Source organism: Caballeronia sordidicola, from assembly GCF_001544455.2.
Lineage (GTDB): Bacteria > Pseudomonadota > Gammaproteobacteria > Burkholderiales > Burkholderiaceae > Caballeronia > Caballeronia sordidicola.
The window spans coordinates 64,560-88,936 of the sequence record NZ_FCOC02000024.1 but is presented as its reverse complement, the minus strand read 5'-3'; the positions used below and the strand labels follow the sequence as shown (position 1 = coordinate 88,936).

Genomic DNA, 24,377 nt, shown 5'->3' with positions numbered 1-24,377 from the left:
TCAGGCTCCCCATTCGCTGAAATACACTCAGCATAAACGCAAAAACCCCACCCAACTCGGTGGGGTTTTTGCGTTTATAGACCGGATAACTTCAAACAGAAGTTTGCATCGACGCGAGCCAACCCTTTCTTAATCTGGAAATTCCACACCGGTAAACGCGCTCATCGAGCCGATAAAAATCTCTCAGCAAGCTTTACAAAATAGGTCGAGCCGACCGATAACAAATCATCATTGAAATCGTAGCTCGCATTGTGAAGCATGCATGGGCCCATGCCGTGCCCCGACTCGCGATGCTCACCGTCGCCATTGCCTAAAAATGCATAACAGCCGGGCTTTGCGAGCAGCATGAACGAGAAATCCTCAGCGCCCATCGTAGGTTCTACCGACGCATCCACGTTCTGTTTCCCCACAACTTCTTCCATCACCGATACCGCGAACCGCGCCTGCTCAGGATCATTAATCGTAGGCGGATAGTTCCGATAAAACTCCAGCACGCCTTCGCATTCATAAGCCGCTGCTGTCGATTCAACAATCGTCTTCATGCGTCGTTCGATCAAATCGAGTGTTTCAACCGTGAATGTTCTGATCGTGCCGCCAAGCCAGGCATCGTTTGGCACAACATTGACTGCGTCACCGGCATGAATCTGGGTAATCGACAAAACCGCCGTATCAATCGGCTTTTTGCTACGTGTAATGATTCCCTGCAGCCCGTTGGCAATCTGCATGGCCGCAAAGATCGGATCGTGGCCGTTATGCGGCAGCGCTGCATGCGACCCAATCCCTTTGACGGTAATGCGAAACTCATTGCTTGAAGCCATCAACGGGCCTTCCGTCACACCAAACGTACGCGCCTTCATACCCGGCCAGTTATGAACGCCGAACACGGCATCGACGGGAAACTGTTTGAACAGGCCGTCGTTGATCATTGCTTTTGCGCCTGCGCCTCCTTCTTCGGCCGGCTGGAAAATAAACACGATAGTGCCGTCGAACTTGCCATGCTCAGCCAGATGTTTGGCCGCGCCGAGCAACATGGCCGTATGGCCATCGTGACCGCACGCGTGCATGCGCCCGGCGTTCTGTGACTTGTGATCGAACGTATTCAGTTCGACAATCGGCAAGGCGTCCATGTCGGCGCGCAAGCCAATGCTTCTTGAACTGGAGCCGCGCTTCAAGACGCCGACCACGCCGGTTTTCCCCATCCCGCGATGAACTTCCAGACCCCATCGTTCAAGGTTTTCTGCCACGAGTTTTGCTGTTCCGACTTCTTCGTAACGAAGTTCCGGATTTGCATGGATCGTTCGTCGCAAAGCTTTGATTTCTTCGTGCGACGCTTCGATTTCTGGAATCAGATTCATAAAACAAGCCCCTGTCTGAACAATTGACGTGCACGCGCTGTCATCCGCGTTAGTTGTTCCATTCTACGCCCGCGATTATTTATCGATGTCCAGGACGGTGGGCGCCAGCCAACCGTAATAAAATTGTGTCCTTCTGGCGGATTTCGCCAGTTTCCATCGGATACCTGCATGAACGCTCCCGCCGAATTCGTCCGTGCCGTGTGCCCGCACGACTGCCCCGACACATGCGCCATGCGCGTCACAGTAAAGGACGGCCGCGCGGTCAAGATTTCGGGCGACCCGGATCATCCGCCGACCCAGGGCGTACTTTGCACAAAGGTGACGCGATACGCCGAGCGCACGCATCACAAGGATCGGCTTCTGACTCCCATGCGCCGCATTGGCCGCAAGGGCGAAGGCCGGTTCGAGCCGCTTGGCTGGGATGAGGCGTTAAAACTCGCCGCCGACCGGCTGGGCGAAATTGCTGCACGTTCGCCCGAAGCGATCGCGCCTTACAGCTATGCCGGGACGATGGGCCTCGTGCAGGGCGAAAGCATCGCGGCACGGTTTTTTAACGTTCTTGGAGCATCCCGGCTGGACCGGACAATCTGCGCCGCGGCCGGCGCCGCAGGCTTGCGCTACACGTATGGCGGGAGTCTCGGCATGCACACCGAATACTTCGAGGAAAGCGAATTGATCCTGATTTGGGGATCAAATCCGATTGCATCGAACCTGCATTTCTGGACGCGGGCGCAAGAAGCCAAGCGCCGCGGCGCGCGTCTGATCGCAATCGATCCATACAGGTCACTGACTGCGGAAAAGTGCCATCAGCATATTGCGTTGAAGCCCGGGACCGATGGCGCGCTGGCGCTCGGCATGATGAATGTGCTGATTGAAGAAGGCTTGATCGATCAGGACTACATTGCCGCGCATACGCTGGGTTTCGATCAACTGAAAGCCCGGGCAAGCGACTATCCGCCTGGGCGCGTTGCGGAAATTTGTGGGATCGACGCACAGGTCGTGATTGATCTCGCGCGCGCTTTCGGTTCGACGAAGAAGGCGTCAATACGGCTTAACTATGGCATGCAGCGGGTGCGCGGCGGCGGCAATGCAGTTCGCGCGATCGCATGTTTACCGTCGCTGACTGGCGCATGGCGCGAGCGTTCGGGCGGTTTGCTGCTTTCGTCGTCGAACTGGGCGCCTGTTGACGTCAACGCGCTCGAACGGCCGGACTTGCTGCCGGGGTGGCCATCCAGATTGCCGCGTTTGGTGAACATGAATGCCATCGGTGACGCACTGCTGCATCCTGGCGACGCCACGTTCGGTCCGAAGATCGAGGCGATGATTGTCTATAACTCGAATCCCGTAGCGGTCGCACCGGATTCGGCGAAAGTCGCGGAGGGTTTTGCGCGCGAGGATCTGTTCACGATCGTGCTTGAACATTTCCAGACCGACACCGTCGATTACGCCGATCTCGTTTTTCCGGCGACCACGCAGCTCGAACATCTCGATGCTCACAAGTCCTACGGTCACACGCACGTGATGGCGAATTTGCCTGCGATCGCGCCGGTGGGCGAATCGCGTGCGAACACGGAAATCTTCCGTGGCCTCGCAAAAGCCATGGGACTGACGCATCCCGCATTATTCGAAAGCGATGACGAGGTGGCATCGAAGGCATTCAGATGGAACGATCCTGCTCTCGCCGGCGTGAACTGGGCGACGCTCAAGTCAAATGGCTGGGCGCAACTCAAGCTTCCGGAAGCGCCGTTTGCGGAGGGTGGATTCCGCACGCCATCGGGGAAATGTGAGTTTTTCAGCGAACGTCTTCAACGCGCGGGACTTGAACCGGTGCCCGATTATCTGCCGCCCTATGAATCGGCCGAATATGCGCCGGCGCTGGCCGCGCGTTATCCGCTCGCGATGATCTCGCCGCCCGCGCGCAACTTCCTCAACAGCAGCTTCGTCAACGTCGACAGTCTTCGTTCGACCGAAGGCGAGCCGCACCTCGATATCCATCCCGCCGACGCTCACGCGCGCGAAATCGCCGATGGCGAAATGGTGCGCATCTTCAACGACCGCGGTTCCATGCAAGCGCGTGTGCGCGTGACGGACCGGGCACGTGAAGGCGTGGTGATCGGATTGTCGATCTGGTGGAAAAAGCTCGCGCCCGACGGTTGCAATGCGAATCAGGTTACAAGCCAAGCGCTCACCGATCTCGGCGGTTCCGCGACATTTTATGACTGTCTCGTGGAGGTCGAGGCCGCTTATTAAATTCGATGAAAACGACGCGCGGTAAAGGGAAAAGGTATGTGCCACTCAGTTTTGATGCTGGCGTCTAACCCGGTTGTCGGAAAGTGATCCAGCCGTTACGATGCGCTAGAGACAATTTTCGCACGACCATTCTAAAATCATACAAAGGAGACGCCGTATGGAAAAAATCTGGCTGAAGTCCTACCCGGCGGGCGTGCCCGAGGAAATCGATGCAACGCGCTACAACTCGCTTTCCGACCTGCTGCTGGAGAGCTTCCGCGAGAATCGCAGCAAGCGCGCGTTTGTCTGCATGGGCAAGGCGATCACGTACGGCGAGCTCGACACGCTTTCGACCCGGCTTGCCGCATGGTTCCAGGCACGCGGCCTGAAGCCGGGGGCGCGTATCGCGATCATGATGCCGAACGTGCTGCAATATCCCGTGGCTATCGCGGCGATCCTGCGGGCAGGGTATGTCGTGGTGAATGTGAACCCGCTTTACACGCCGCGCGAGCTCGAGCATCAGTTGCGCGATTCGGGCGCACAAGCCATCGTCGTGCTCGAAAACTTCGCGCATACAGTGCAGTCGGTCGTGAAAAATACGGCCATTCAGCACGTTGTGGTCGCCACCATGGGCGACCTGATGGGCGTGAAGGGCATGATCGTCAATTTCGTCGTGCGTCATGTGAAAAAGCTCGTGCCCGCGTGGGATCTTCCCGGCCATGTCAGCTTCAACACAGCACTTCGACAAGGCGCAGGCGAAACGCTCAAGCCCGTGAGCCAAGGTCCGAACGACATCGCTTTCCTTCAGTACACCGGTGGCACGACCGGTGTGGCGAAGGGCGCAATGCTGCTGCATCGGAATTTGATCGCCAACGTCCTGCAGTCGGAAGTGTGGCTCGAGCCCGGGCGCAGGAACCGGCCGGATATCGACCAGTTCGTGAGCGTTGTGGCGTTGCCGCTTTATCACATCTTCGCGCTGACCGTGTGCGGGTTCCTGACGATCCGGACGGGCGGCCTCGGCGTCCTGATTCCGAATCCACGCGACATTCCCGGCACGATCAAGGAACTCAAAGGCTTCGCGATCAACACGTTTCCCGCCGTGAACACGCTGTACAACGCGCTGCTGAACAACCCGGAATTCGCGAAACTGGATTTCTCGAAGCTGATCGCGGCAAATGGCGGCGGCATGGCGGTGCAGGAAGCCGTGGCGAAACGCTGGTTCGAGACGACGGGCGCGCCGATTATCGAAGGTTACGGGTTATCCGAAACATCGCCGTGCGTGACGTGCAATCCCGTGACTGCCACGACCTATACTGGAACCATCGGCTTGCCGTTTCCGTCGACGGAAATCTCTATTCGCGACGACGACGACAACGAGGTGCCGCTCGGCCAGCCCGGTGAAGTCTGCATCCGCGGACCTCAGGTAATGGCGGGTTACTGGAATCGGCCCGATGAAACCGCGAAGGTGATGACGCCGGATGGCTTCTTCAAATCGGGCGATGTCGGAGTCATGGACGAACACGGATATGTGAAGATCGTCGACCGGAAGAAGGACATGATCCTTGTGTCGGGCTTCAACGTATATCCAAACGAGATCGAGGACGTGGTTGCCAAGCTTCCTGGCGTGTTCGAAGTTGCGGCCGTTGGCGTGAAAGATCCGGCGTCGGGCGAAGCGGTCAAGCTGTTCGTGGTGCGCCGTGACCCGCATCTGACCGAGGCCGATGTAATCGCTTACTGCAAGGAGCGCCTGACGGGTTACAAGCGACCGCGGACAATAGAATTCCGCACCGAGTTGCCCAAGAGCAATGTGGGCAAGATCCTGCGAAGAGAGTTGCGCGACGGCAACGCCTGACGTTTCCGGCTGGACGAAAGACCCTACAAGTCGAAGAAGCCTCCACATCGAACGATGCGGAGGCTTTTTCATTGCCGCGCTCGAAACAGACGCGCAAGACGAAAAAAAGGCGCCCGAAGGCGCCTTTCAAGACAACTGTTTTATTACGACTTATTAGAACTTATGGCGAATACCGACGATCGCTGCAACCTGGTTCGACGTCGACGACGGCGACAGGCCATTGATCTGCGCCGTGGACGTTACGCCGGCCGAGTTCGTACCCGACGAGTGTTGGTAGATACCATCGACATAGACGTCCGTGCGCTTCGACAGGAAGTAGTCGGCACCCAGGACACCTTGATGGATCTTCTGGCTGGCGACGCTGTAGCCCTTCGTGTAGTCGTACGCAACGCCCAGCAACAGCGCCGGGGTCAACTGGTACTTGAAGTTGGCTTCAGCATTGTGGAACTTCGCCGTGCCGGCCAGCGTCTGCCCGCCTGTACCAACCAGGCCGGTTTCGCCAAGATCCTTGAACTGCGTGTTGCTGTACGTGGCGCCGATCGTTGCCGGGCCGAACGTGTAAGCGCCGCCCGCCGAGATGATCTGCTGCGTCTTGGCCGACGCATAGCCCGAATACACTTGCGAGCCGGTCATGTTCGAACCCGTTGCGCTCGACGTTGCGTTGTTGCCGAAGAACGAGAAGTTCGGGTTCTTGACGTTGACGTAACCCGCGCCCAACGTCAGCGGACCTTGCGCATAACCAATACCGCCCGACCAGATCTGGTTGCGGTTGTACTGGCCTGCCACGCCGCCGAGGCTGTACAAACCGCCGAACGTGATGCCGGAGTAGTTCGCGCTCGTGTACTTGATCGCGTTGTTCACGCGGTTCGAGTTGTTCATGTTGTCCAGGTCGCCCGGGTGAGCGCCGTAGAAGGTGCCCCACTGGCTACCGACTTCCAGCGCGCCGGTGTAGTCAACCACCGAGTCATATTGACGACCCAGGGTGACCGTGCCGAATTGCGACGACAGGCCAACATACGCTTGACGGCCGAACTCGTCGCCGCCTTGACCCAGCTTGCCGGTGAACGCATTGAAGCCGTTTTCCAACACGAACAGCGCCTTCAGGCCACCGCCCAGGTCTTCCGTGCCACGCAGACCCCAGCGGTCGCCTTGCAGATTACCGGCGCTCGTGGAATACAGCTTTTGACCAGCCGAGTTGTTGTTGTACACAAAACCAGCATCGACAATACCGTACAACGTCACGCTGCTCTGAGCGTGCGCGGCGCCAGCAAACGTACCTAACGCAGCCAGAGCGAGAAGCGACTTTTTCATTGATGATCTCCAAAGGGTTGAAACTGTTTGGCGAGGTCACTGTTCTAGCGCCAGTGTGTTGACGTCCCCGCCGGGTACTTCAAAATTGAAGTTGAACGTAATGTAACAAAGAGCTTTTTGGCAACAAAGGAAAAGCCGTCGCTCCGTTTCCCTCGTGTGACGTTTACGCAACATGCGCTAAAATCAAAGCCTTACGGCGTTTTGCGACCCGTATTTGCCCTAGTTACAGGTTTTTCAGAGTACGTTTTTGCAAGTTGATCGTCTCCTTACGAATACAAATCGGTAAGGAGATCGAAATAGGAGTTTTGAAATGACACTCGATGAACTGATCTCCGAGTTCGATCGTGGACTGCGCTCAATGGCCGGTGTTTCGCGGATGTCGCGGCCGGTACCCGAGCCGCAAGCGGCTTATGTCGATGCAACCGATGCGATCGAGCATCCCGCGGAGACAGCATTGACGGCCGAAGAAAAGGCGCATTCAGCGGGGCTGATGCGCGTGAATCATGTGGGTGAGGTTTGCGCACAGGCGCTGTATCAGGCTCAAAAGCTTGCGACCAGGTCCGAGCCCTTGAAGCGAGGCTTTGAAGAAGCGGCGCGTGAAGAAGAAGATCACCTCGCATGGACCTCGCAACGCCTGCGCGATCTCGATTCGCGGCCGAGCTTGCTCAATCCGCTGTGGTACACGGGGTCGCTCGCGCTCGGCTTTCTTGCTGGCCGGTTTGGTGATCGCGTGAGTCTCGGTTTCATGGCCGAGACCGAGCGGCAGGTCGAAAGGCACCTGAACAGCCATATGACGAGTTTGCCGGCCAATGACTATGCGTCGCGGGCGATCGTCGAGCAAATGCGAGTCGACGAAGCCGCGCATGCCGTCGCGGCGACGGAAGCGGGTGGCGTTGAACTGCCGTTCCCGGTACGAGCGCTGATGCGCGCGACATCGAAAGTCATGACGCGCACGGCGTACTATATTTAACTAGTCGCGCTTCGCTTGGCAGATTCGCTGACGCCTCCGGTCACCATGCGGGAGGCGTTTTCACTATTGTGCTCCGATCTGCACTTAATCCGGCCCGAATTCCTCTGTTTGGGCTTAAATGCGCCGAAATTTCTTCCCACCCTCCCGCCTCTATTCACGTACTACCTTCACATTCCTCACTACATCATTCATTCGTAACGCTTTTCGAAAATTGGACGTACTTTAGCGGTCTGCGCTAAGTCATTGTTCTAGCAAACAAATTTCGTCAAAAAATGCCGGTTCATATTGACCGGCGAAATGCCTTCCTCTACAGTGGGAAATGGTGTGAGAAAGTGTATTTTTGTGTGAGTCAGCGGACACTTTCAGGCAATATTCCAACAAAGTCGCAACTGCCACTAGGCGGGAAGAGGAGAGGGCGAGTGTTCCAAGGGGCTTCAGCGCTGTCGCTCGATGCGAAAGGACGGATGTCCGTCCCGTCTCGCTATCGCGAAGCGCTGCAAGGACAGGCAGAAGGCCGGGTGACGCTCACAAAGAGCCCGGATGGATGCCTGTTGCTCTTTCCTCGCCCGGAGTGGGAAATCTTCCGTTCAAAAATCGCCGCGCTCCCCATGGACGCAATCTGGGTTCGCCGTATCTATCTTGGCAACGCCATGGATGTCGAACTCGACAGCGCTGGGCGCGTGCTGGTATCGCCGGAATTGCGGGCAGCGGCCACGCTGGCTAAAGACGTGACGTTGCTTGGCATGGGTAATTACCTGGAAGTGTGGGACGCCGCGACATACGCGGAGAAGGAAAAGGCGGCAATGGCGCAAGGCATGCCCGACGCGCTGAAGAATTTCACGTTTTGACGCAGAGCTAAAGAACATGGCCCCTGCGATGAAAAACGAGTTGCAGCATCGCACGGTGCTGCTGGATGAAGCGGTCAATGCGCTGATTACGCGCGTGGACGGTACTTATATAGACGGAACGTTTGGGCGCGGCGGTCATAGCCGTCTCGTCCTGACGAAACTGGGCGAAGCCGGCCGGCTGATTGCCTTCGACAAGGACCCGCTGGCCATCGCCACGGCAGAACAGATTCAGGATTCGCGGTTTTCGATCGTGCATGAGAGTTTTGCCTCGTTAGCCGATGCCGCTGCCGAGCGAGGCGTTGGGAAGGTGTCGGGCGTGTTGCTGGATCTGGGTGTGTCGTCGCCGCAAGTGGACGATCCGGATCGCGGCTTCAGTTTCAGGGCCGACGGCCCGCTCGACATGCGGATGGACCCGAGCCGCGGCGAATCTGCCGCGCAATGGCTGGCGCGGGCAACGATGCAGGAATTGACGGAGGTGATCAGAGATTATGGGGAAGAACGGTTTGCTTTTCAGATTGCAAAGGCGCTTGTTGCTCGCCGGGCAGAGTCCGATCGTCTTGGGCCTCTCGTCACCACGGGCGAGCTTGCCCAAATCGTGGGTCATGTCGTCAAAACCCGTGAGAAGGGCAAGGATCCGGCAACCCGCACCTTTCAGGCTATACGGATTCACATCAATCAAGAGCTTGCGGAGCTGCAAGTAGTTCTGGACGCAGCATTGGCGTTGTTGGAGCAAGGGGGGCGCCTCGTCGTGATCAGCTTTCATTCGCTCGAGGACCGGATCGTCAAGCGTTTCATGCAGGCCCACGCAAGCGGGCCTGCGATCGATCGCCGCCTGCCCATTCGTGCCGCCGACATTCCCGCGCCGCCGCTCAAACTGCTTGGCCGTGTCTTCGCTTCCGAAGCCGAAGTTGCGGCGAACCCGCGAGCGCGTTCCGCAGTCATGCGGATTGCCGAGCGTGTCACTGAGCAGGCGGCGCCATGAACCGTCTGAATATCTTCCTGCTGATTGTCGTGCTGGGCTGCGCGTTGTCGGCGGTGAGCGCGTCGAACAAGCAGCGGCAGATTTTCATCAATGTGCAGCGGGCGCAGTCGCAAGAGCGCCAGTTGCAGCAGGATTTTTCGCAGCTTCAATATCAGCAAAGCGCGTTGTCCAAAACCTCGCGCATCGAGCAGTTGGCTACTACGTCTCTCAAGATGCAGCCCGTCACGACCGGCCGCACCCAATATCTGAACTATGACCCGGCGACATCGAAGGCAACGGACGCGCCGTTGCCCGCGGCGCTGCCGGCGTCGGCTCCTCCCGCACGCGGGGTGAAACGATGAAACCCGCGCCAAAGAAAACCAAGGGCGTCGCCTTCACGCCTAACCCCATTCTCTCCGTGCGCCTTCCCATGTGGCGCTCGAAGCTCGTCGTGTTCCTGTTGTTCATGGCGTTCGTCGCGCTTGCCGGGCGCGCGTTCTGGATCCAGGGTCCGGGCAATGCGTTCTTCAAGAAGCAAGGCGAAAGCCGCTACCAGCGCACGCTCGAATTGCCCGCCACGCGCGGCCAGATCAAGGACCGTAACGGCCTTGTGCTCGCGACCAGTCTGCCGGTGAAGGCAATCTGGGCGATTCCCGAAGCCGTTCCCGACGATCTTGGCGCGGACAAGCTCGGCCAGCTTTCAACGCTGCTCGACATGTCGCCGAAGGAACTGCGCTCGAAATTGTCGATGGACAAGACCTTCGTCTACGTGAAGCGCCAAGTGCCCATGGAAGTCGCGCAGAAAGTCGCGGCGCTGGACATTCCCGGCATTTATACGCGTGGCGAATACAAGCGCTTTTATCCAGAAGGCGAGATCACGGCGCATCTGATCGGCTTTACCAATATTGAAGACAAGGGCCAGGAAGGCGTGGAACTCGGCGATCAGGGCATTCTCGCCGGCACGCCGGGCATGCGCCGCGTGATCAAGGACCGGATGGGACACATCGTCGAGGACGTCGACGAACAAGTGGTGCCGCATAACGGCGAAGACGTGGATCTGTCGATCGACAGCAAGATTCAGTACATCGCTTATACGAACCTGAAGGCCGCCGTGGAGAAGTTCAAGGCGAAGGCCGGCGCAGCCATTGTGATCGACGTGCAGTCGGGCGAAGTGCTGGCGCTCGTGAATTATCCGACCTACAACCCGAACGACCGCTCGCGCATGACCGGCGAGCAGTTGCGCAACCGGATCATGACGGACACGTTCGAGCCGGGCTCGATCATGAAGCCGTTTACCGTGTCGCTCGCGCTCGATCTGCATCGCGTGACGCCGAATACGCTCGTTGAAACGGGCAATGGCCAGTTCGTGCTCGACGGCGCGCGCATTACCGACGACTCCGGTTTCGGCACGCTCACTGTGGGCGGCGTGATCCAGAAGTCGAGCAACATCGGTGCAACCAAGATTGCGATGCAGTTGAAGCCGGAAGAGATGTGGAACATGTATACGAGCATCGGGCTTGGGCAAGCGCCGAAGGTCGGATTCCCGGGCGCGGTGTCCGGACGTCTGCGCCCGTGGAAGAGCTGGCGCCGGATCGAACAGGCGACCATGTCGTATGGCTATGGTTTGTCGGCTTCGCTGTTCCAGTTGGCGCGCGCGTACACCGCAATCGCGCATGACGGACAGGTGTTGCCCGTTTCTATTTTCCGCACGCCGGGCGATGCAGCCGTAGCCGGCCCGCAAGTATTCGCGCCGACCACCGCGCGCGAAGTTCGAGCCATGCTCGAAACCGTGACGGCGAAGGGCGGCACGTCGCCGGATGCGGCCGTTCCGGGTTATCGCGTGGGCGGGAAGTCGGGTACGGCGTACAAGCACGCGGGCCGCGGCTACGATAAATCGAAGTATCGCGCGTCGTTTGTCGGCATGGGGCCGATGCCGAATCCGCGCATCGTGGTGGCGGTTTCCGTCGACGAACCCACGGCCGGCAGTCACTTTGGTGGTCAGGTTTCGGGTCCGGTGTTTTCGGCAATCGTCGGGGATACATTGCGCTCGCTGAACGTTCCGCCGGACATGGCCGTGAAGCAGATGGTCGTTTCCGACGATCCCGCTTCGGGCACGCCGGCAACGGACATCAAGAAGCCGAACGCGACGAACACAAATCCGCCGAAAAAGCTGAAGGTCTCGGCGAATACGAAGACGCACCTGGGAGTCGTTCGATGAGCGACTTGATCAGGCAACAGGCGCAGATAGCGAAGGCGGTGGCCTGGTTGCGCGCGCACGCTGATGCCAGCGCACAACTGCACGCCGACTCGCGTTCGCTCAAACCCGGTGACGTGTTTTTTGCCTATGCCGTAGATGGCGCGGACAGCCGGCCGCATATTGATGCCGCTTTCGAGAAGGGCGCTGCCGCCGTGCTGTACCAGCCGGAAAACTTCTCGGGCAAGCCGGATGCATCGCGTTCGCTTGCCGTCAAGGCGTTGAACGAACTGGCGGGGCCGATTGCATCGGCGTGGTACGGCGAGCCGACCGAATCCATGCTCGTCGTGGGCGTGACCGGGACGAACGGCAAGACGTCGTGCAGCCAGTGGCTCGCAACGGCTCTGTCCGCGCTGGGTACGCCGACCGCCGTGATCGGCACGCTTGGCAGCGGCATGCCGGGCAAACTCGTGCACTCCGGTTTCACAACGCCCGACGCGCCGCAATTGCAACGTACCTTTGCGCAGTTCAAGGCAGAGGGCGCGAAGGGCGTCGCCATGGAAGTGTCGTCGCATGCGCTGCATCAGGGGCGCGCGAACGGCACGAAGTTCGACATCGCCATCTTCACGAATCTCACGCAGGATCACCTTGATTACCACGGCACGTTCGCCGCGTATGAGGGCGCGAAGGCGAAACTGTTCGCGTGGCCAGCGCTGAAAGCGGCTGTCATCAATCGCGACGATGCAGCCGGTCAACGGATGATCGCCGCATGTCACGGCCGCACGCGAACGATTGCCTATGGGATTGAAGGCGCGTCGGACGCGACGAACGTAAAGGCCGATGCGTCGCTGGTCGCGAGCCGCGTTCGTGCAACCACGACGGGCACCGCGTTCCATCTCGATTCCGATTGGGGCACGGCCGACGTGGAAGTCGCAACGCTCGGCGAATTCAACGTGAGCAATCTGCTCGGCGTGCTGGGCGCATTGCTGGCGGCGCATGTGCCGCTCGACGCCGCGCTCGCCCAGATTGCAAAACTCGAGCCGGTGAACGGCCGCATGCAGCGTCTTGGCGGCCGCTTGCAGAATGATGAGCCGCTCGTCGTGATTGACTATGCGCATACGCCGGATGCGCTCGAGAAAACGCTGGAAGCGCTGCGGCCAATCGCGCAAGCACGCGGCGGCCAACTGATCTGCATGTTCGGCTGCGGCGGTGATCGCGATGCAACCAAGCGTCCGCTGATGGGCGCCATCGCGGAAAAGAATTCGGATTATGTGGTGATCACGAGCGACAACCCGCGCAGCGAGGATCCGCTCGCGATCATCGATCAAATCGCGGCGGGCTTTCAGGACGCAACCAGGGCGCGCCGCATTGAAGACCGCGCGAGCGCGATCCTTCAGGCGATCCGCACGGCGGCGCGCGAGGACGTGGTTGTGCTGGCCGGAAAAGGCCACGAAGCCACGCAGGAAATCATGGGCAAGAAGCGCGCTTTCTCCGATCAGGATCATGCGCGCCTTGCCCTCGCCGCTCGCGCCACGCAGGCGCGCGGAGGTGGCGAATGACACTATTTACCTTGCGCGATGCAGCGCTTGAAATCCCGGGCGCAATCGTTCTTGGCGATGAAGACATCGCGTTCGATCGTGTCTCGACAGACAGCCGCACGGCGGGTCCGGGCGATCTGTTCATTGCGATCAAGGGCGACCGTTTCGATGCCCACGACTTCCTGCCGCAAGTTGCGCAACGTGGCGCGACCGCTGTGCTCGCTTCACATCTGCCCGCCAACTTTGCTGCGCCAGCCATCAAGGTAAAGGACACGCGCGTGGCGCTCGGTGCGCTGGCGCACGGCTGGCGCAAGCGCTTTACGATTCCACTGATTGCGGTCACCGGCAGCAACGGCAAGACTACGGTCAAGGAAATGATCTCGTCGATTTTTGCAGCGGCTGTTGGCGAAAGCGCGCGGCTCGCGACGGTGGGAAATTTCAACAACGACATCGGCCTGCCGTTGACGCTGTTCCGTCTGAACGAATCCCACAAACTGGCTGTGATCGAACTCGGCATGAATCATCCGGGCGAAACTGAAACGCTCGGCAAGATTGCCGCGCCAACGGTCGCGGTCGTGAACAACGCGCAGCGCGAGCACCAGGAATTCATGGCGACGGTCGAAGCGGTTGCGCTGGAGCATGCGTCGGTGATTCATGCGCTTGGTGCCAGCGGAACCGCCGTGTTTCCCGCCGACGACAAATACGCCAGCATCTGGCGCGTCGCCGCGACGGGCAATCCGATCATGGATTTCGCGTTGCATACGGACGCTTCGCAAGCGCAAGCAGCGGTCACCGGCAAGCTGGCCGGCGCGAAGCTGCACATCACGACGCCTGCGGGTGAAACTGAAGTCGCCTTGCAAGTCCTTGGCGATCACAACGCGCGTAACGCGCTGGCTGCAACAGCGGCGGCGCTCGCCGCGAACGTCTCACTCGATGCCATCAAGCGTGGACTCGAAGCTTTCGAGCCCGTGAAAGGCCGTTTGCAAGTGAAGCGCGCGGCGGTGAAGCCGATTGAAGGCGCCACGATTATTGACGACACCTACAACTCGAATCCCGATTCCATGCGCGCGGCCATCGACGTGCTGGCTTCGCAAGCTTCGCCGCGTGTGCTCGTGATGGGCGACATGGGCGAAGTGGGCGATCAGGGTCCGGCGTTTCATCGTGAAGTGGGTGCGTATGCGGCGCAACAGGGAATCGATGCGCTCTTCGCACTCGGCGACGCAAGTATCGACGCCGCGAAAGCCTTTGGTCCCACGGCCACGCATTTCACCCATATCACCTCACTCATTGCAGCACTCACCGGCGCGGGCTTCGGACCCGGCGCCACGTTTCTCGTGAAAGGCTCGCGCTTCATGCAGATGGAGCGCGTGGTGGACGCCGTGACGAGTCCACACCAACCCGCAGCGGGCGTTATGCCTGCTGCGCACTGAAGAAGAAGGACCAGCATGCTACTCGCACTCGCGCAATGGCTTCAGAATGACGCCAGTTTTCTGCGCGTGTTTACCTACCTCACGTTTCGCGCAGTCGGCGCGACGATCACGGCGTTGTTCGTCGGACTCGTTTGCGGCCCGTGGGTGATTCGCAAACTGACGCAGTTGAAAGTGGGACAGGCCGTGCGCACGAACGGCCCGCAAACGCATCTGGTCAAATCCGGCACGCCGACCATGGGCGGTGTGCTGATTCTGTTGGGCATCGCGTTTTCCACATTGCTGTGGGCCGATCTCGCCAATCGCTTCGTCTGGATCGTGATGCTCGTCACGTTCGGTTACGGCGTGATCGGCTGGGTCGACGATTACCGCAAGGTCGTGCACAAGGACCCGCGCGGCATGTCGTCGCGCGAAAAGTATTTCTGGCAGTCGGCGATTGGATTGTTCGCCGCCGTGTATCTTGCGTTCAGTGTTTCGGAAGCGAACAACGCGCGCGTGTTCGACCTCTTCATGGCGTGGGTGCGAAGCGGTTTGTCGATGGGCTTGCCCGCGCGCGCCGACCTGATGCTGCCGTTTCTCAAATCAATCAGCTATCCGCTCGGCACGTGGGGCTTTATCGCGATGACGTATCTGGTGATCGTCGGGTCGAGCAATGCCGTGAATCTCACCGATGGTCTCGACGGTCTCGTGATCATGCCGGTGGTTCTGGTCGGCGCGTCGCTTGGCGCATTCGCCTATGTGATGGGCAGTTCCGTGTATTCGAAGTACCTGCTGTTTCCCCACATTCCGGGCGCCGGCGAGCTGCTTATCTTTTGTTCCGCAATGGGCGGCGCCGGACTCGCGTTTCTCTGGTACAACACGCACCCCGCGCAGGTCTTCATGGGTGACGTCGGCGCGCTCGCGCTGGGCGGCGCGCTTGGCACCATCGCCGTGATCGTGCGGCAGGAAGTGGTGCTGTTCATCATGGGCGGCGTGTTCGTCGCGGAAACGCTTTCCGTGATGATGCAGGTGACCTACTTCAAGTACACGAAAAAACGCTTCGGCGAAGGGCGGCGCATCTTCAAGATGGCGCCACTGCATCACCATTTCGAGTTGTCGGGATGGAAGGAAACGCAGGTTGTCGTGCGCTTCTGGATCATCACGCTGATGTTGTGCCTGTTTGGTTTGTCGACGCTCAAGTTGCGTTGATCTTTAGTTGTTCAGGGAAAAGGTAAAGCGATGTTTGGCGAGAAGTTCTTCGATCGGCCGAGTCCGATGGTGCTTGTGCTGGGGCTCGGTGAATCCGGCCTCGCGATGACGCGCTGGTGCGCGCGTCATGGGTGCCGTCTGCGCGTGGCCGATACCCGCGCCACGCCGCCGAACCTGTCGGAGCTCGCCGTGCATGGCATCGATGCGGAATTTGTCGGCGGTGAATTCACGCCGGCGCTGCTCGACGGCGGTATCGAAATTGTTGCAATCAGCCCGGGACTGTCGCCTCTGGCTGATGATTTGAGGCCGCTCCTCGACGCCGCGCGGGAACGCGGCGTCCCTGTGTGGGGCGAGCTGGAATTGTTCGCGCAAGCGTTGAAGTCGCTTGGCGCGAACGGCTACATGCCGAAGGTGATCGCCATTACGGGCACCAACGGCAAGACCACGACGACCGCCATGACCGGGTTGTTGTGCGAGCGTGCCGGCAAGACCGTGGCGGTGGCGGGAAACATCAGCCCGGCCATGCTGGACAAGCTCAGCGAAGCAATCGACAACACCGCGCTGCCCGATGTCTGGGTGCTGGAGCTGTCGAGTTTTCAGCTTGAGACGGCACACTCGTTCGCACCGGACGCTGCTGCCGTGCTGAATATCACGCAGGACCATCTGGACTGGCACGGCGGGCTCGACGCCTACGCTGCAGCGAAGGGCCGCATCTTCGGCGAAAAGACGGTGCGCGTGCTGAATCGTGACGATGCCAGAACTATGAAGCTGGTATCGGGAAATCCGGCGGCGAACGTGACGTTCGGGCTCGACGAACCCGCGCGCCTTGGCGACTACGGTTTGCTGCGCGAGAACGGTATCGCGTGGCTCGCGCAAGGCCACGACCGCGATCTCAGCGACGAACCCGCGCCCACGCGCCGTCGTAAAAGCGAAGTCGCGGCCGAGCCGAACGTGTATTCAAAGCGCCTGATGCCCGTGGACGCGCTGCGCGTTCGCGGTTTGCACAACGCCGCGAATGCGCTGGCCGCCCTGGCGCTGGCGCGTGCGGTGGATTTGCCTTTGGCTTCGCTGCTGCATGGCTTGCGGGAATACAAGGGCGAGCCGCATCGCGTGGAAGTGATCGGGCAGATCGACGGCGTTGATTTCGTCGATGACAGCAAAGGCACGAACGTTGGCGCGACCGTCGCGGCGCTGGACGGGCTGGCGCAAAAGTCCGTGCTGATTGCGGGCGGCGATGGCAAGGGCCAGGACTTTTCGCCGCTTGAAGCGCCCGTTTCACGCTGGTGCCGTGCCGTCATGCTGATTGGCCGCGACGCGCCGCGTATTCGCGAAGTGCTCGCGGATACGAACGTGCCGCTGCACGACCACGAAACACTCGAAGCCGCGACGCAAGCGGCGGCGCTTCTGGCCCAACCCGGCGACGCCGTGTTGTTGTCGCCTGCTTGCGCGAGTTTCGACATGTTCAAGAACTACGCACATCGCGCGGATGTTTTCCGGCAAGCGGTGGCTGATATTGCGGCAGATCGGGGAGTGATGCTATGAGCTGGTCCGAACGTTTTGGCTCGAAGCTGACGGGACAACGCAACGCGGTTGCGAACGACAGCGCGTCCCTTGGCGGGCGCACGTCGCGGGTGGCGGGCGTGGGCGCGCTTGGTGGTATCGGTGCACGCGTGGCCGAGCGCGCAAGCGGCATTTCGAGCGCGGTCAACGGCGTGAAGCCGGCCCGCTCGCGCATGCTCGACTACGATTATTCGCTCTTGTGGGTGACCATTGCGTTGCTCGGTCTGGGCATTGTCATGGTGTATTCGGCTTCCATTGCCATGCCGGATTCGCCCAAGTATGCGCAATACCGCGACTACTTCTTCCTGGTGCGCCATCTTGTGTCGATAGCGACCGCCGTTGTCGCGTCGATCATCGCGTTCAAAATTCCAGTTTCGACGTGGGACAAATACGCGGCGAAGTTTTTCCTGGCTTCGTTGTTCCTGCTTGTGATCGTGCTGATTCCGCATATTGGCAAGGGCGTGAACGGTGCGCGCCGCTGGATTCCACTCGGCATCACGAACATGCAGCCATCGGAAATCATGAAGCTCGCCGTGACCATCTACGCGGCGAACTACACCGTGCGCAAGCAGGAGTTCATGCACAGCATCGGCCGCGGCTTCCTGCCGATGGCGGTTGCGGTCGGCTTCGTCGGCGCCTTGCTGCTGCTCGAACCGGACATGGGCGCGTTCATGGTGATCGCGTGCATTGCAATGGGCGTGCTGTTCCTCGGCGGCGTGAACGCCAAGTTGTTCGGCGGACTGGTCGCGACCGCGGTCGGCACGTTCGCGTTGCTCGTGTGGGCGTCGCCATGGCGTCGCGAACGGATCTTCGCGTATCTCGATCCATGGGACGATCGTTATGCGCAAGGCAAGGCGTATCAGTTGACGCACTCGCTGATCGCGTTCGGCCGCGGCGAATGGTTTGGCGTGGGTTTGGGCGGCAGCGTCGAGAAGCTCAACTATCTTCCAGAAGCGCATACCGACTTCATCCTCGCGGTGATTGGCGAAGAGCTTGGGTTCGTTGGCGTGATCGTCGTGATCCTGCTGTTCTACTGGATCGTGCGCCGCGCGTTCGAAATCGGACGTCAGGCACTCGCGCTCGATCGTACGTTTGCCGGTTTGATGGCGAAGGGAATCGGCTTGTGGTTCGGTGCGCAGACCTTCATCAACATGGGCGTGAATCTCGGACTTCTGCCGACCAAAGGTCTGACGTTACCGCTCGTGAGCTACGGCGGCTCCGGCATCCTGCTGAACTGCATCGCGCTCGCGGTACTGATGCGCGTGGACTACGAAAATCGCGTGTTGATGCGGGGAGGCAAGGTATGACGGCACCGGCGTCAACTCGCGCAGGCACGCTGATGGTGATGGCCGGCGGCACCGGGGGACATGTGTTCCCGGGGCTCGCGGTCGCTCACTGGATGCAGGCGCGCGGCTGGCGCGTGGTGTGGCTCGGCAACGCGGCGGGCATGGAGGCAACGCTCGTGCCAAAGCACGGCATTGCGATGGAATACGTGCGCTTCGGCGGCGTGCGCGGCAAAGGTCTCCAGACGAAGCTGATGCTGCCGGTGAACCTGCTGCGCGCCTGCTCGCAGAGCCTGCGCGCGCTGCGCACGGTGAAGCCTGACGTTGTGCTCGGCATGGGCGGATACATCACGTTCCCGGCAGGTTTGATGTCGAAGCTGAGCGGTACGCCGCTCGTGCTGCATGAACAGAATTCCATCGCGGGACTTGCGAACAAGGTGCTCGCGCACATTGCCAAGCGCGTGCTGGTCGCGTTCCCGAACGCGCTGCCGAACGCCGAATGGACCGGAAATCCAATTCGTGCGGAACTTGCTGAGACTCTGTCACCCAAAGAACGCTACGCCGCGCGTAATTCGGATTCGAAAGCGCGTCTCAATGTTCTGGTTGTCGGGGGAAGCCTGGGTGCAGCCGCTTTGAATGAAACCGTACCAAAAGCGCTTGCGCTGCTCGATCCTGCCACGCGTCCTTACGTCGTGCATCAGGCGGGCGCCAAGCATATCGATGCATTGAAGGCGAACTACGCGGCAGCGGGCTTGACCTCGGAAGAAGACGTGCAACTGGTTGCGTTTATCGACGATATGGCGAGCGCGTATGCCCGCGCCGATCTCGTGATCTGCCGCTCGGGCGCGATGACCGTATCGGAAATCGCGGCGGTTGGCGTGGCGGCGTTGTTCGTGCCGTTCCCCTTCGCCGTCGATGACCACCAGACAACCAACGCCGCGTTCCTCGCCAACGAGGGCGCGGCTCACTTGATACAACAGCGCGATTTGTCGGCGGAAAAGCTTGCCGGCTGGTTGCGCGAGCAGACCCGCGAGACGCTCAGCCAGATGGCGCAGAAAGCACGCGCGCTGGCGAAGCCCGACGCAACCGAACGCGTTGGCCGGGTCTGCGCCGATGTAGCCGGCTTGAGCGCGCTGATACAAGCGCCGAAGGAAATCCAGCCATGAAACATATCGTCAAACACATTCATTTCGTCGGCATTGGCGGGGCGGGAATGAGCGGCATTGCCGAGGTGCTGCTCAACCTCGGTTATCAGGTCAGCGGCTCGGACCTCTCGAGCAATGCGGTGACCGACCGGTTGAGCACGCTGGGCGCGCGCGTGGCGATTGGGCATCGTGAAGAAAATATCGATGGCGCGAATGCCGTGGTCGTGTCGACCGCCGTTCGCTCCGATAACCCCGAAGTGCTCGCGGCGCGGCATCGCCGGATTCCGATCGTGCCGCGCGCCGTGATGCTCGCCGAACTGATGCGGCTCAAGCAGGGCATTGCGATTGCAGGCACGCACGGCAAGACCACGACCACGTCGCTGGTCGCAAGCGTGCTGGCGGCGGGTGGCCTTGATCCGACCTTCGTGATCGGTGGCCGCCTGATTAGCGCGGGCGCGAATGCGCGGCTGGGTACGGGCGATTTCATCGTGGCTGAAGCCGACGAATCGGACGCGTCGTTCCTCAATCTTTTCCCGGTGATCGAAGTCATCACGAATATCGATGCCGATCATATGGATACATACGGCCACGACTTCGCGCGGCTGAAGCAGGCGTTTATCGAGTTCACGCACCGGCTGCCGTTCTACGGGATCGCGGTGCTGTGCGTGGACGATCCGAACGTGCGCGAAATCCTGCCGTTTGTCTCGAAGCCGATCATTCGATACGGCCTCGGCGCCGAAGCGCAAGTGCGCGCGGTGAACGTTGAAGCACGCGACGGCAGGATGCATTTCACGACGTTGCGCGAAGACGCGACGCCCCTGGACATCGTGTTGAATCTGCCCGGCACGCACAACGTGCAGAACGCGTTGGCCGCCATTGCAATTGCGACTGAACTTGAAGTCGCCGATGCCGATATCCAGAGGGCATTGCAGGAGTTTACAGGCGTGGGCCGGCGCTTCCAGCGCTATGGCGAAGTGAAGGTCAAGTCGTCGGATGGCGGCGCGTACACATTGATCGATGACTACGGTCATCACCCGGTCGAGATGGCCGCAACGGTTGCAGCCGCGCGCGGCGCGTTTCCTGATCGACGCCTCGTGCTCGCCTTCCAGCCGCATCGCTTCACGCGCACGCGCGATTGCTTCGAGGATTTCGTGCGCGTGTTGTCGACCGTCGATGCGCTCGTGCTCACCGAAGTGTATGCAGCAGGCGAAGCGCCGATCGTCGCCGCCGATGGCCGCGCGCTCGCCCGCGCCATTCGCGTCGCGGGAAAAGTGGAACCGGTGTTCGTGGATACCGTGGATGAGATGCCGGACGCGATTGCCACGCTGGCACGCAACGGCGACGTAGTGATAACGATGGGCGCGGGTTCTATCGGCGGCGTGTGCGGCCGTTTGACCGCGCAAGTTCAGGATTCGAAGGTTTTGAAATGACAAGTAACGTGAGCACGACCGCAATCGACCCGAAGGCGTTTGGCAAAGTCGCCGTGCTGCTTGGCGGGGAAACGGCTGAGCGCGAGGTATCGCTGAATTCGGGGCGTCTCGTGCTGCAGGGATTGCGCGATGCGGGCATCGACGCACATCCGTTCGATCCAGCCGAGCGGCCGCTCGCCGAATTGAAGTCGGATGGTTTTGCGCGTGTGTTTATTGCGCTGCATGGCGGTTATGGCGAGAACGGCCAGTTGCAGGGCGCGCTCGATTTCTACGGCATCAAATACACGGGCAGCGGCGTGCTGGGTTCGGCGCTCGGCCTCGATAAATTCCGCACCAAGCTCGTGTGGCAGCAAACGGGCGTGCCCACGCCGCCGTTCGAAGTCGTGATGCGCGGCGACGACTACGAAGCCGCGGCGCAAAGAAGCATTGCGAAGCTCGGCCTGCCGCTTTTCGTGAAGCCGGCGAGCGAAGGTTCGAGCGTTGCCGTGATCAAGGTGAAGAGCGCGGAAACGCTGGTGCCGGCGCTGATTGAAGCGGCGAAGTTCGACAAGATCGTGCTGGTCGAAAAAAGCATTGAAGGCGGCGGCGAATACACGTGCTGTATCGCGGGCGACCTGGACCTGCCGATCATCAAGATCGTGCCGGCCGGCGAGTTCTACGACTACAACGCGAAGTACATCGCCGACGACACGCAGTACCCGATTCCCTGCGGCCTGACTCCCGCCGACGAAGCGCGCATGAAACAGCTTTCACGCCGCGCTTTCGATGTGCTCGGCTGCACGGATTGGGGCCGCGCCGACTTCATGATGGACGGCGACGGCAATCCGTATTTCCTTGAAGTGAACACGGCGCCGGGCATGACCGACCACTCGCTGCCGCCGAAAGCGGCGCGCGCGGTCGGGATCAGCTACACGGAACTGGTGGTGAAGGTGTTGTCGCTGACATTGCGGGATTGAGACGGAACCGAGACGTACAGAACATGTGGAATAACGCTCGCCAGATGAACTTCACGGCTAACGCACTGCACGTATTGCTCGTGTTCGTGTTGCTCGGTGCCGCCGGTTACTGGGCGATCCAGCGGCCCGAGTTTCGTCTGCGCGAAATCCAGATCGACGGCGACACGCTGCACATCAATTCGCCGACCGTGAGGGCAAGCGTGGTCGGGCATTTGAAGGGCAACTTCTTCACCGTGGATCTGGACGCAGCGCGCGCCGCGTTCGAACAAATGCCGTGGGTGCGTCACGCGAGCGTGCGTCGCGTGTGGCCGAATGCGCTGGCCGTGACGCTGGAAGAATTCAAGCCGCTCGGTACGTGGGGCACCGATCAACTGGTGAGCGTGGACGGCGACCTGTTCACGGCGAACCAGGGTGAACTCGACGACGACCTGCCCGCGTTCGAAGGGCCGGATGGATCGGCGAAGGAAGTGGTCGCGCGGTATCACGATTTCGAGAAGTGGTTTGCGCCGCTCGACGCGCATCCGGAAGAAGTCATCTTGTCGCCGCGATATGCGTGGACAGTGAAGCTTTCCAACGGCACGCAGATCGAATTGGGGCGCGAGCGCAATCAGGACACGTTGTTCGATCGCAGCAAACGCTTCGTGGCTGCGTGGACGTCGGTGACGGGGCGGTGGGGAAATGACATCGAGTACGCGGATTTGCGCTATCCGAACGGCTTCGCAATCAAGGCCGCCGGCATGCGCTTCATCAGCGACACCGACAAAGCGAAGAAGTAAGGGACATCACAGGCAATGAGCACGCTATGAGCAAAGACTACAAAGACTTGCTGGTCGCCCTCGACATCGGGACGTCGAAGGTGGTGGCGATCGTCGCCGAGTTGAAGGGCGAAGGCCACTACGAGGTGATCGGGCTCGGACAGAGCGACTCGAAGGGATTGAAGAAGGGCGTTGTCGTCAACATCGAGGCGACGGTCCAGTCGATCCAGCGCGCGCTCGAGGAAGCCGAATTGATGGCCGACTGCAAGATCACGAATGTATTTACCGGCATTGCCGGCAGCCACATTCGCAGCTTCAATTCGAGCGGAATGGTCGCGATCAAGGACAAGGAAGTCACGCAGACCGACGTGGCGCGCGTGATCGAAACGGCCAAGGCGATCAACATCCCGACCGATCAGCAAGTGCTGCATATCCTCACGCAGGAATTCATCATCGACGGTCAGGAAGATGTGCGCGAGCCGATCGGCATGAGCGGCATCCGGCTGGAAGTGAAGGTGCATATCGTGACGGGCGCGGTGAGCGCGGCGCAGAACATTGTGAAGTGCGTGCGCCGCTGCGGGCTCGAAGTGAACGACCTGATCCTGCAGCCGCTGGCTTCGTCGCTCGCGGTGCTGACGGAAGACGAAAAGGAACTCGGCGTGGTGCTGGTCGATATCGGCGGCGGCACCACGGATATCGCCATTTTCAGCGAAGGCGCGATTCGTCATACGGCGGTGATTCCCATCGCGGGCGATCAGATCACGAGCGACGTGGCCATGGCCTTGCGCACGCCGACGCCCGATGCAGAAGATATCAAGGTGAGCTACGGGATCGCGAAGCAGGCGCTGGCCGATCCGGACGAAATGATCGAAGTGCCGGGACTCGGCGAGCGTGGTCCGCGCACGTTGTCGCGCCAGGCGCTGGCTGCGGTCGTGGAGCCGCGCGTGGAAGAACTCTTCTCGCTCGTGCAGCAAGTGGTGCGCGAATCGGGTTACGAAGAATTGCTCAGCAGCGGCGTGGTGCTGACCGGCGGCGCGTCGATGATGCCCGGCATGGTCGAACTCGGCGAAGACATTTTCCTCAAGCCGGTGCGCATCGGCGTGCCGGAATACGCGGGCGGTCTCGCGGACGTGGTTCGCAATCCGCGTTATTCCACGGCGATGGGTTTGCTCGTCGAAGGCCGTTCGCAACGCATGCGCGGCCGCAAGGTCGCGGTGCAATCCGGATCGATGGGACAGGTTTTGGGACGCATGAAAGACTGGTTCCTTGGGAATTTCTAAATACGAATTCGCGCTGGTGCCGGCGGCTGGCGCGCGACAAGAGGTTGCCCGATCTCTTGCCGAATAACGCCGATTTTCATTCTTGACGGAGGCAA

At 60.3% G+C, this 24,377-nt stretch carries 19 protein-coding genes; 17 read left to right on the top strand and 2 right to left on the bottom strand.

Features of this window, described 5'->3' with window-relative positions:
- Window positions 1–161: 161 nt before the first annotated feature.
- On the bottom strand, window positions 162–1,355 hold the full coding sequence (locus AWB64_RS26580) for a M20 aminoacylase family protein (protein ID WP_060858397.1): 1,194 nt from the start codon (window positions 1,353–1,355) through the stop codon (window positions 162–164).
- Between the two features lie 168 nt (window positions 1,356–1,523).
- On the opposite strand from AWB64_RS26580, the gene AWB64_RS26575 reads away from it, so the two are divergent.
- Together AWB64_RS26575 and AWB64_RS26570 are read left to right on the top strand one after the other, a co-directional pair.
- Window positions 1,524–3,605 carry a molybdopterin-containing oxidoreductase family protein gene (locus tag AWB64_RS26575; protein ID WP_060858396.1) on the top strand — a complete coding sequence of 694 codons (2,082 nt, stop codon included), beginning with the start codon at window positions 1,524–1,526 and terminating at the stop codon, window positions 3,603–3,605.
- A 157-nt stretch (window positions 3,606–3,762) separates the two neighbouring features.
- Window positions 3,763–5,436, top strand: a complete 1,674-nt coding sequence (locus tag AWB64_RS26570) for a long-chain fatty acid--CoA ligase (RefSeq protein WP_060858395.1) — start codon at window positions 3,763–3,765, stop codon at window positions 5,434–5,436.
- Window positions 5,437–5,589: 153 nt separating this feature from the next.
- On the opposite strand, the gene AWB64_RS26565 is transcribed toward AWB64_RS26570, so the two are convergent.
- The gene (locus AWB64_RS26565; protein WP_060858394.1) at window positions 5,590–6,747 is read right to left on the bottom strand and encodes a porin; all 1,158 of its coding nucleotides are present in this window, start codon (window positions 6,745–6,747) and stop codon (window positions 5,590–5,592) included.
- A 310-nt stretch (window positions 6,748–7,057) separates the two neighbouring features.
- Between AWB64_RS26565 and coq7 the strand changes: the two genes are divergently transcribed.
- From coq7 to ftsA, 15 genes are all read left to right on the top strand, one after another.
- Window positions 7,058–7,717 carry a 2-polyprenyl-3-methyl-6-methoxy-1,4-benzoquinone monooxygenase gene (gene coq7, locus AWB64_RS26560; protein WP_060858393.1) on the top strand — a complete coding sequence of 220 codons (660 nt, stop codon included), beginning with the start codon at window positions 7,058–7,060 and terminating at the stop codon, window positions 7,715–7,717.
- A gap of 419 nt (window positions 7,718–8,136) precedes the next feature.
- The gene (gene mraZ / locus AWB64_RS26555) at window positions 8,137–8,565 is read left to right on the top strand and encodes a division/cell wall cluster transcriptional repressor MraZ (RefSeq protein WP_060858392.1); all 429 of its coding nucleotides are present in this window, start codon (window positions 8,137–8,139) and stop codon (window positions 8,563–8,565) included.
- 16 nt (window positions 8,566–8,581) lie between these two features.
- Complete coding sequence (rsmH, locus tag AWB64_RS26550; RefSeq protein ID WP_075643362.1) at window positions 8,582–9,547, top strand: 16S rRNA (cytosine(1402)-N(4))-methyltransferase RsmH; 966 nt, start codon at window positions 8,582–8,584, stop codon at window positions 9,545–9,547.
- On the top strand, window positions 9,544–9,888 hold the full coding sequence (ftsL, locus tag AWB64_RS26545; protein WP_060858390.1) for a cell division protein FtsL: 345 nt from the start codon (window positions 9,544–9,546) through the stop codon (window positions 9,886–9,888). The genes rsmH and ftsL overlap by 4 nt, the downstream gene beginning before the upstream one ends.
- Complete coding sequence (locus AWB64_RS26540; protein ID WP_060858389.1) at window positions 9,885–11,744, top strand: peptidoglycan D,D-transpeptidase FtsI family protein; 1,860 nt, start codon at window positions 9,885–9,887, stop codon at window positions 11,742–11,744. Before ftsL ends, AWB64_RS26540 begins: the two co-directional genes overlap by 4 nt.
- A complete protein-coding gene (locus tag AWB64_RS26535) occupies window positions 11,741–13,279 on the top strand; it encodes a UDP-N-acetylmuramoyl-L-alanyl-D-glutamate--2,6-diaminopimelate ligase (protein ID WP_060858388.1) in 1,539 nt (512 codons plus the stop codon). The genes AWB64_RS26540 and AWB64_RS26535 overlap by 4 nt, the downstream gene beginning before the upstream one ends.
- Complete coding sequence (locus AWB64_RS26530; RefSeq protein WP_060858387.1) at window positions 13,276–14,688, top strand: UDP-N-acetylmuramoyl-tripeptide--D-alanyl-D-alanine ligase; 1,413 nt, start codon at window positions 13,276–13,278, stop codon at window positions 14,686–14,688. The genes AWB64_RS26535 and AWB64_RS26530 overlap by 4 nt, the downstream gene beginning before the upstream one ends.
- 15 nt (window positions 14,689–14,703) lie before the next feature.
- A complete protein-coding gene (mraY, locus tag AWB64_RS26525; RefSeq protein WP_056354651.1) occupies window positions 14,704–15,873 on the top strand; it encodes a phospho-N-acetylmuramoyl-pentapeptide-transferase in 1,170 nt (389 codons plus the stop codon).
- Between the two features lie 30 nt (window positions 15,874–15,903).
- On the top strand, window positions 15,904–17,415 hold the full coding sequence (murD, locus tag AWB64_RS26520) for a UDP-N-acetylmuramoyl-L-alanine--D-glutamate ligase (RefSeq protein ID WP_060858386.1): 1,512 nt from the start codon (window positions 15,904–15,906) through the stop codon (window positions 17,413–17,415).
- Complete coding sequence (ftsW, locus tag AWB64_RS26515) at window positions 17,412–18,740, top strand: putative lipid II flippase FtsW (protein WP_060858385.1); 1,329 nt, start codon at window positions 17,412–17,414, stop codon at window positions 18,738–18,740. Before murD ends, ftsW begins: the two co-directional genes overlap by 4 nt.
- Window positions 18,737–19,882, top strand: coding sequence for an undecaprenyldiphospho-muramoylpentapeptide beta-N-acetylglucosaminyltransferase (gene murG / locus AWB64_RS26510; protein ID WP_060858384.1), 1,146 nt, complete (start codon window positions 18,737–18,739; stop codon window positions 19,880–19,882). Before ftsW ends, murG begins: the two co-directional genes overlap by 4 nt.
- A complete protein-coding gene (gene murC, locus AWB64_RS26505; protein WP_060858383.1) occupies window positions 19,879–21,291 on the top strand; it encodes a UDP-N-acetylmuramate--L-alanine ligase in 1,413 nt (470 codons plus the stop codon). Before murG ends, murC begins: the two co-directional genes overlap by 4 nt.
- Window positions 21,292–21,299: 8 nt before the next feature.
- Complete coding sequence (locus AWB64_RS26500; protein ID WP_374728650.1) at window positions 21,300–22,247, top strand: D-alanine--D-alanine ligase; 948 nt, start codon at window positions 21,300–21,302, stop codon at window positions 22,245–22,247.
- Between the two features lie 23 nt (window positions 22,248–22,270).
- The gene (locus AWB64_RS26495) at window positions 22,271–23,023 is read left to right on the top strand and encodes a cell division protein FtsQ/DivIB (RefSeq protein WP_060858381.1); all 753 of its coding nucleotides are present in this window, start codon (window positions 22,271–22,273) and stop codon (window positions 23,021–23,023) included.
- A gap of 26 nt (window positions 23,024–23,049) precedes the next feature.
- Window positions 23,050–24,282: a cell division protein FtsA gene (gene ftsA, locus AWB64_RS26490; protein WP_031360698.1), complete on the top strand. Its 1,233-nt coding sequence runs from the start codon at window positions 23,050–23,052 to the stop codon at window positions 24,280–24,282.
- Window positions 24,283–24,377: the final 95 nt, after the last annotated feature.

What these genes read in the sequence shown, in the direction of transcription:
- murD (WP_060858386.1), top strand. Translation starts at nt 15,904, where the DNA reads ATGTTTGGCGAGAAGTTCTTCGATCGGCCGAGTCCGATGGTGCTTGTG.
- AWB64_RS26540 (WP_060858389.1), top strand. Translation starts at nt 9,885, where the DNA reads ATGAAACCCGCGCCAAAGAAAACCAAGGGCGTCGCCTTCACGCCTAAC.
- AWB64_RS26580 (WP_060858397.1), bottom strand. Translation starts at nt 1,355, where the DNA reads ATGAATCTGATTCCAGAAATCGAAGCGTCGCACGAAGAAATCAAAGCT.
- mraY (WP_056354651.1), top strand. Translation starts at nt 14,704, where the DNA reads ATGCTACTCGCACTCGCGCAATGGCTTCAGAATGACGCCAGTTTTCTG.
- murC (WP_060858383.1), top strand. Translation starts at nt 19,879, where the DNA reads ATGAAACATATCGTCAAACACATTCATTTCGTCGGCATTGGCGGGGCG.
- AWB64_RS26565 (WP_060858394.1), bottom strand. Translation starts at nt 6,747, where the DNA reads ATGAAAAAGTCGCTTCTCGCTCTGGCTGCGTTAGGTACGTTTGCTGGC.
- ftsA (WP_031360698.1), top strand. Translation starts at nt 23,050, where the DNA reads ATGAGCAAAGACTACAAAGACTTGCTGGTCGCCCTCGACATCGGGACG.
- coq7 (WP_060858393.1), top strand. Translation starts at nt 7,058, where the DNA reads ATGACACTCGATGAACTGATCTCCGAGTTCGATCGTGGACTGCGCTCA.
- AWB64_RS26535 (WP_060858388.1), top strand. Translation starts at nt 11,741, where the DNA reads ATGAGCGACTTGATCAGGCAACAGGCGCAGATAGCGAAGGCGGTGGCC.
- AWB64_RS26570 (WP_060858395.1), top strand. Translation starts at nt 3,763, where the DNA reads ATGGAAAAAATCTGGCTGAAGTCCTACCCGGCGGGCGTGCCCGAGGAA.
- AWB64_RS26495 (WP_060858381.1), top strand. Translation starts at nt 22,271, where the DNA reads ATGTGGAATAACGCTCGCCAGATGAACTTCACGGCTAACGCACTGCAC.
- AWB64_RS26575 (WP_060858396.1), top strand. Translation starts at nt 1,524, where the DNA reads ATGAACGCTCCCGCCGAATTCGTCCGTGCCGTGTGCCCGCACGACTGC.
- ftsW (WP_060858385.1), top strand. Translation starts at nt 17,412, where the DNA reads ATGAGCTGGTCCGAACGTTTTGGCTCGAAGCTGACGGGACAACGCAAC.
- AWB64_RS26530 (WP_060858387.1), top strand. Translation starts at nt 13,276, where the DNA reads ATGACACTATTTACCTTGCGCGATGCAGCGCTTGAAATCCCGGGCGCA.
- murG (WP_060858384.1), top strand. Translation starts at nt 18,737, where the DNA reads ATGACGGCACCGGCGTCAACTCGCGCAGGCACGCTGATGGTGATGGCC.
- rsmH (WP_075643362.1), top strand. Translation starts at nt 8,582, where the DNA reads ATGGCCCCTGCGATGAAAAACGAGTTGCAGCATCGCACGGTGCTGCTG.
- ftsL (WP_060858390.1), top strand. Translation starts at nt 9,544, where the DNA reads ATGAACCGTCTGAATATCTTCCTGCTGATTGTCGTGCTGGGCTGCGCG.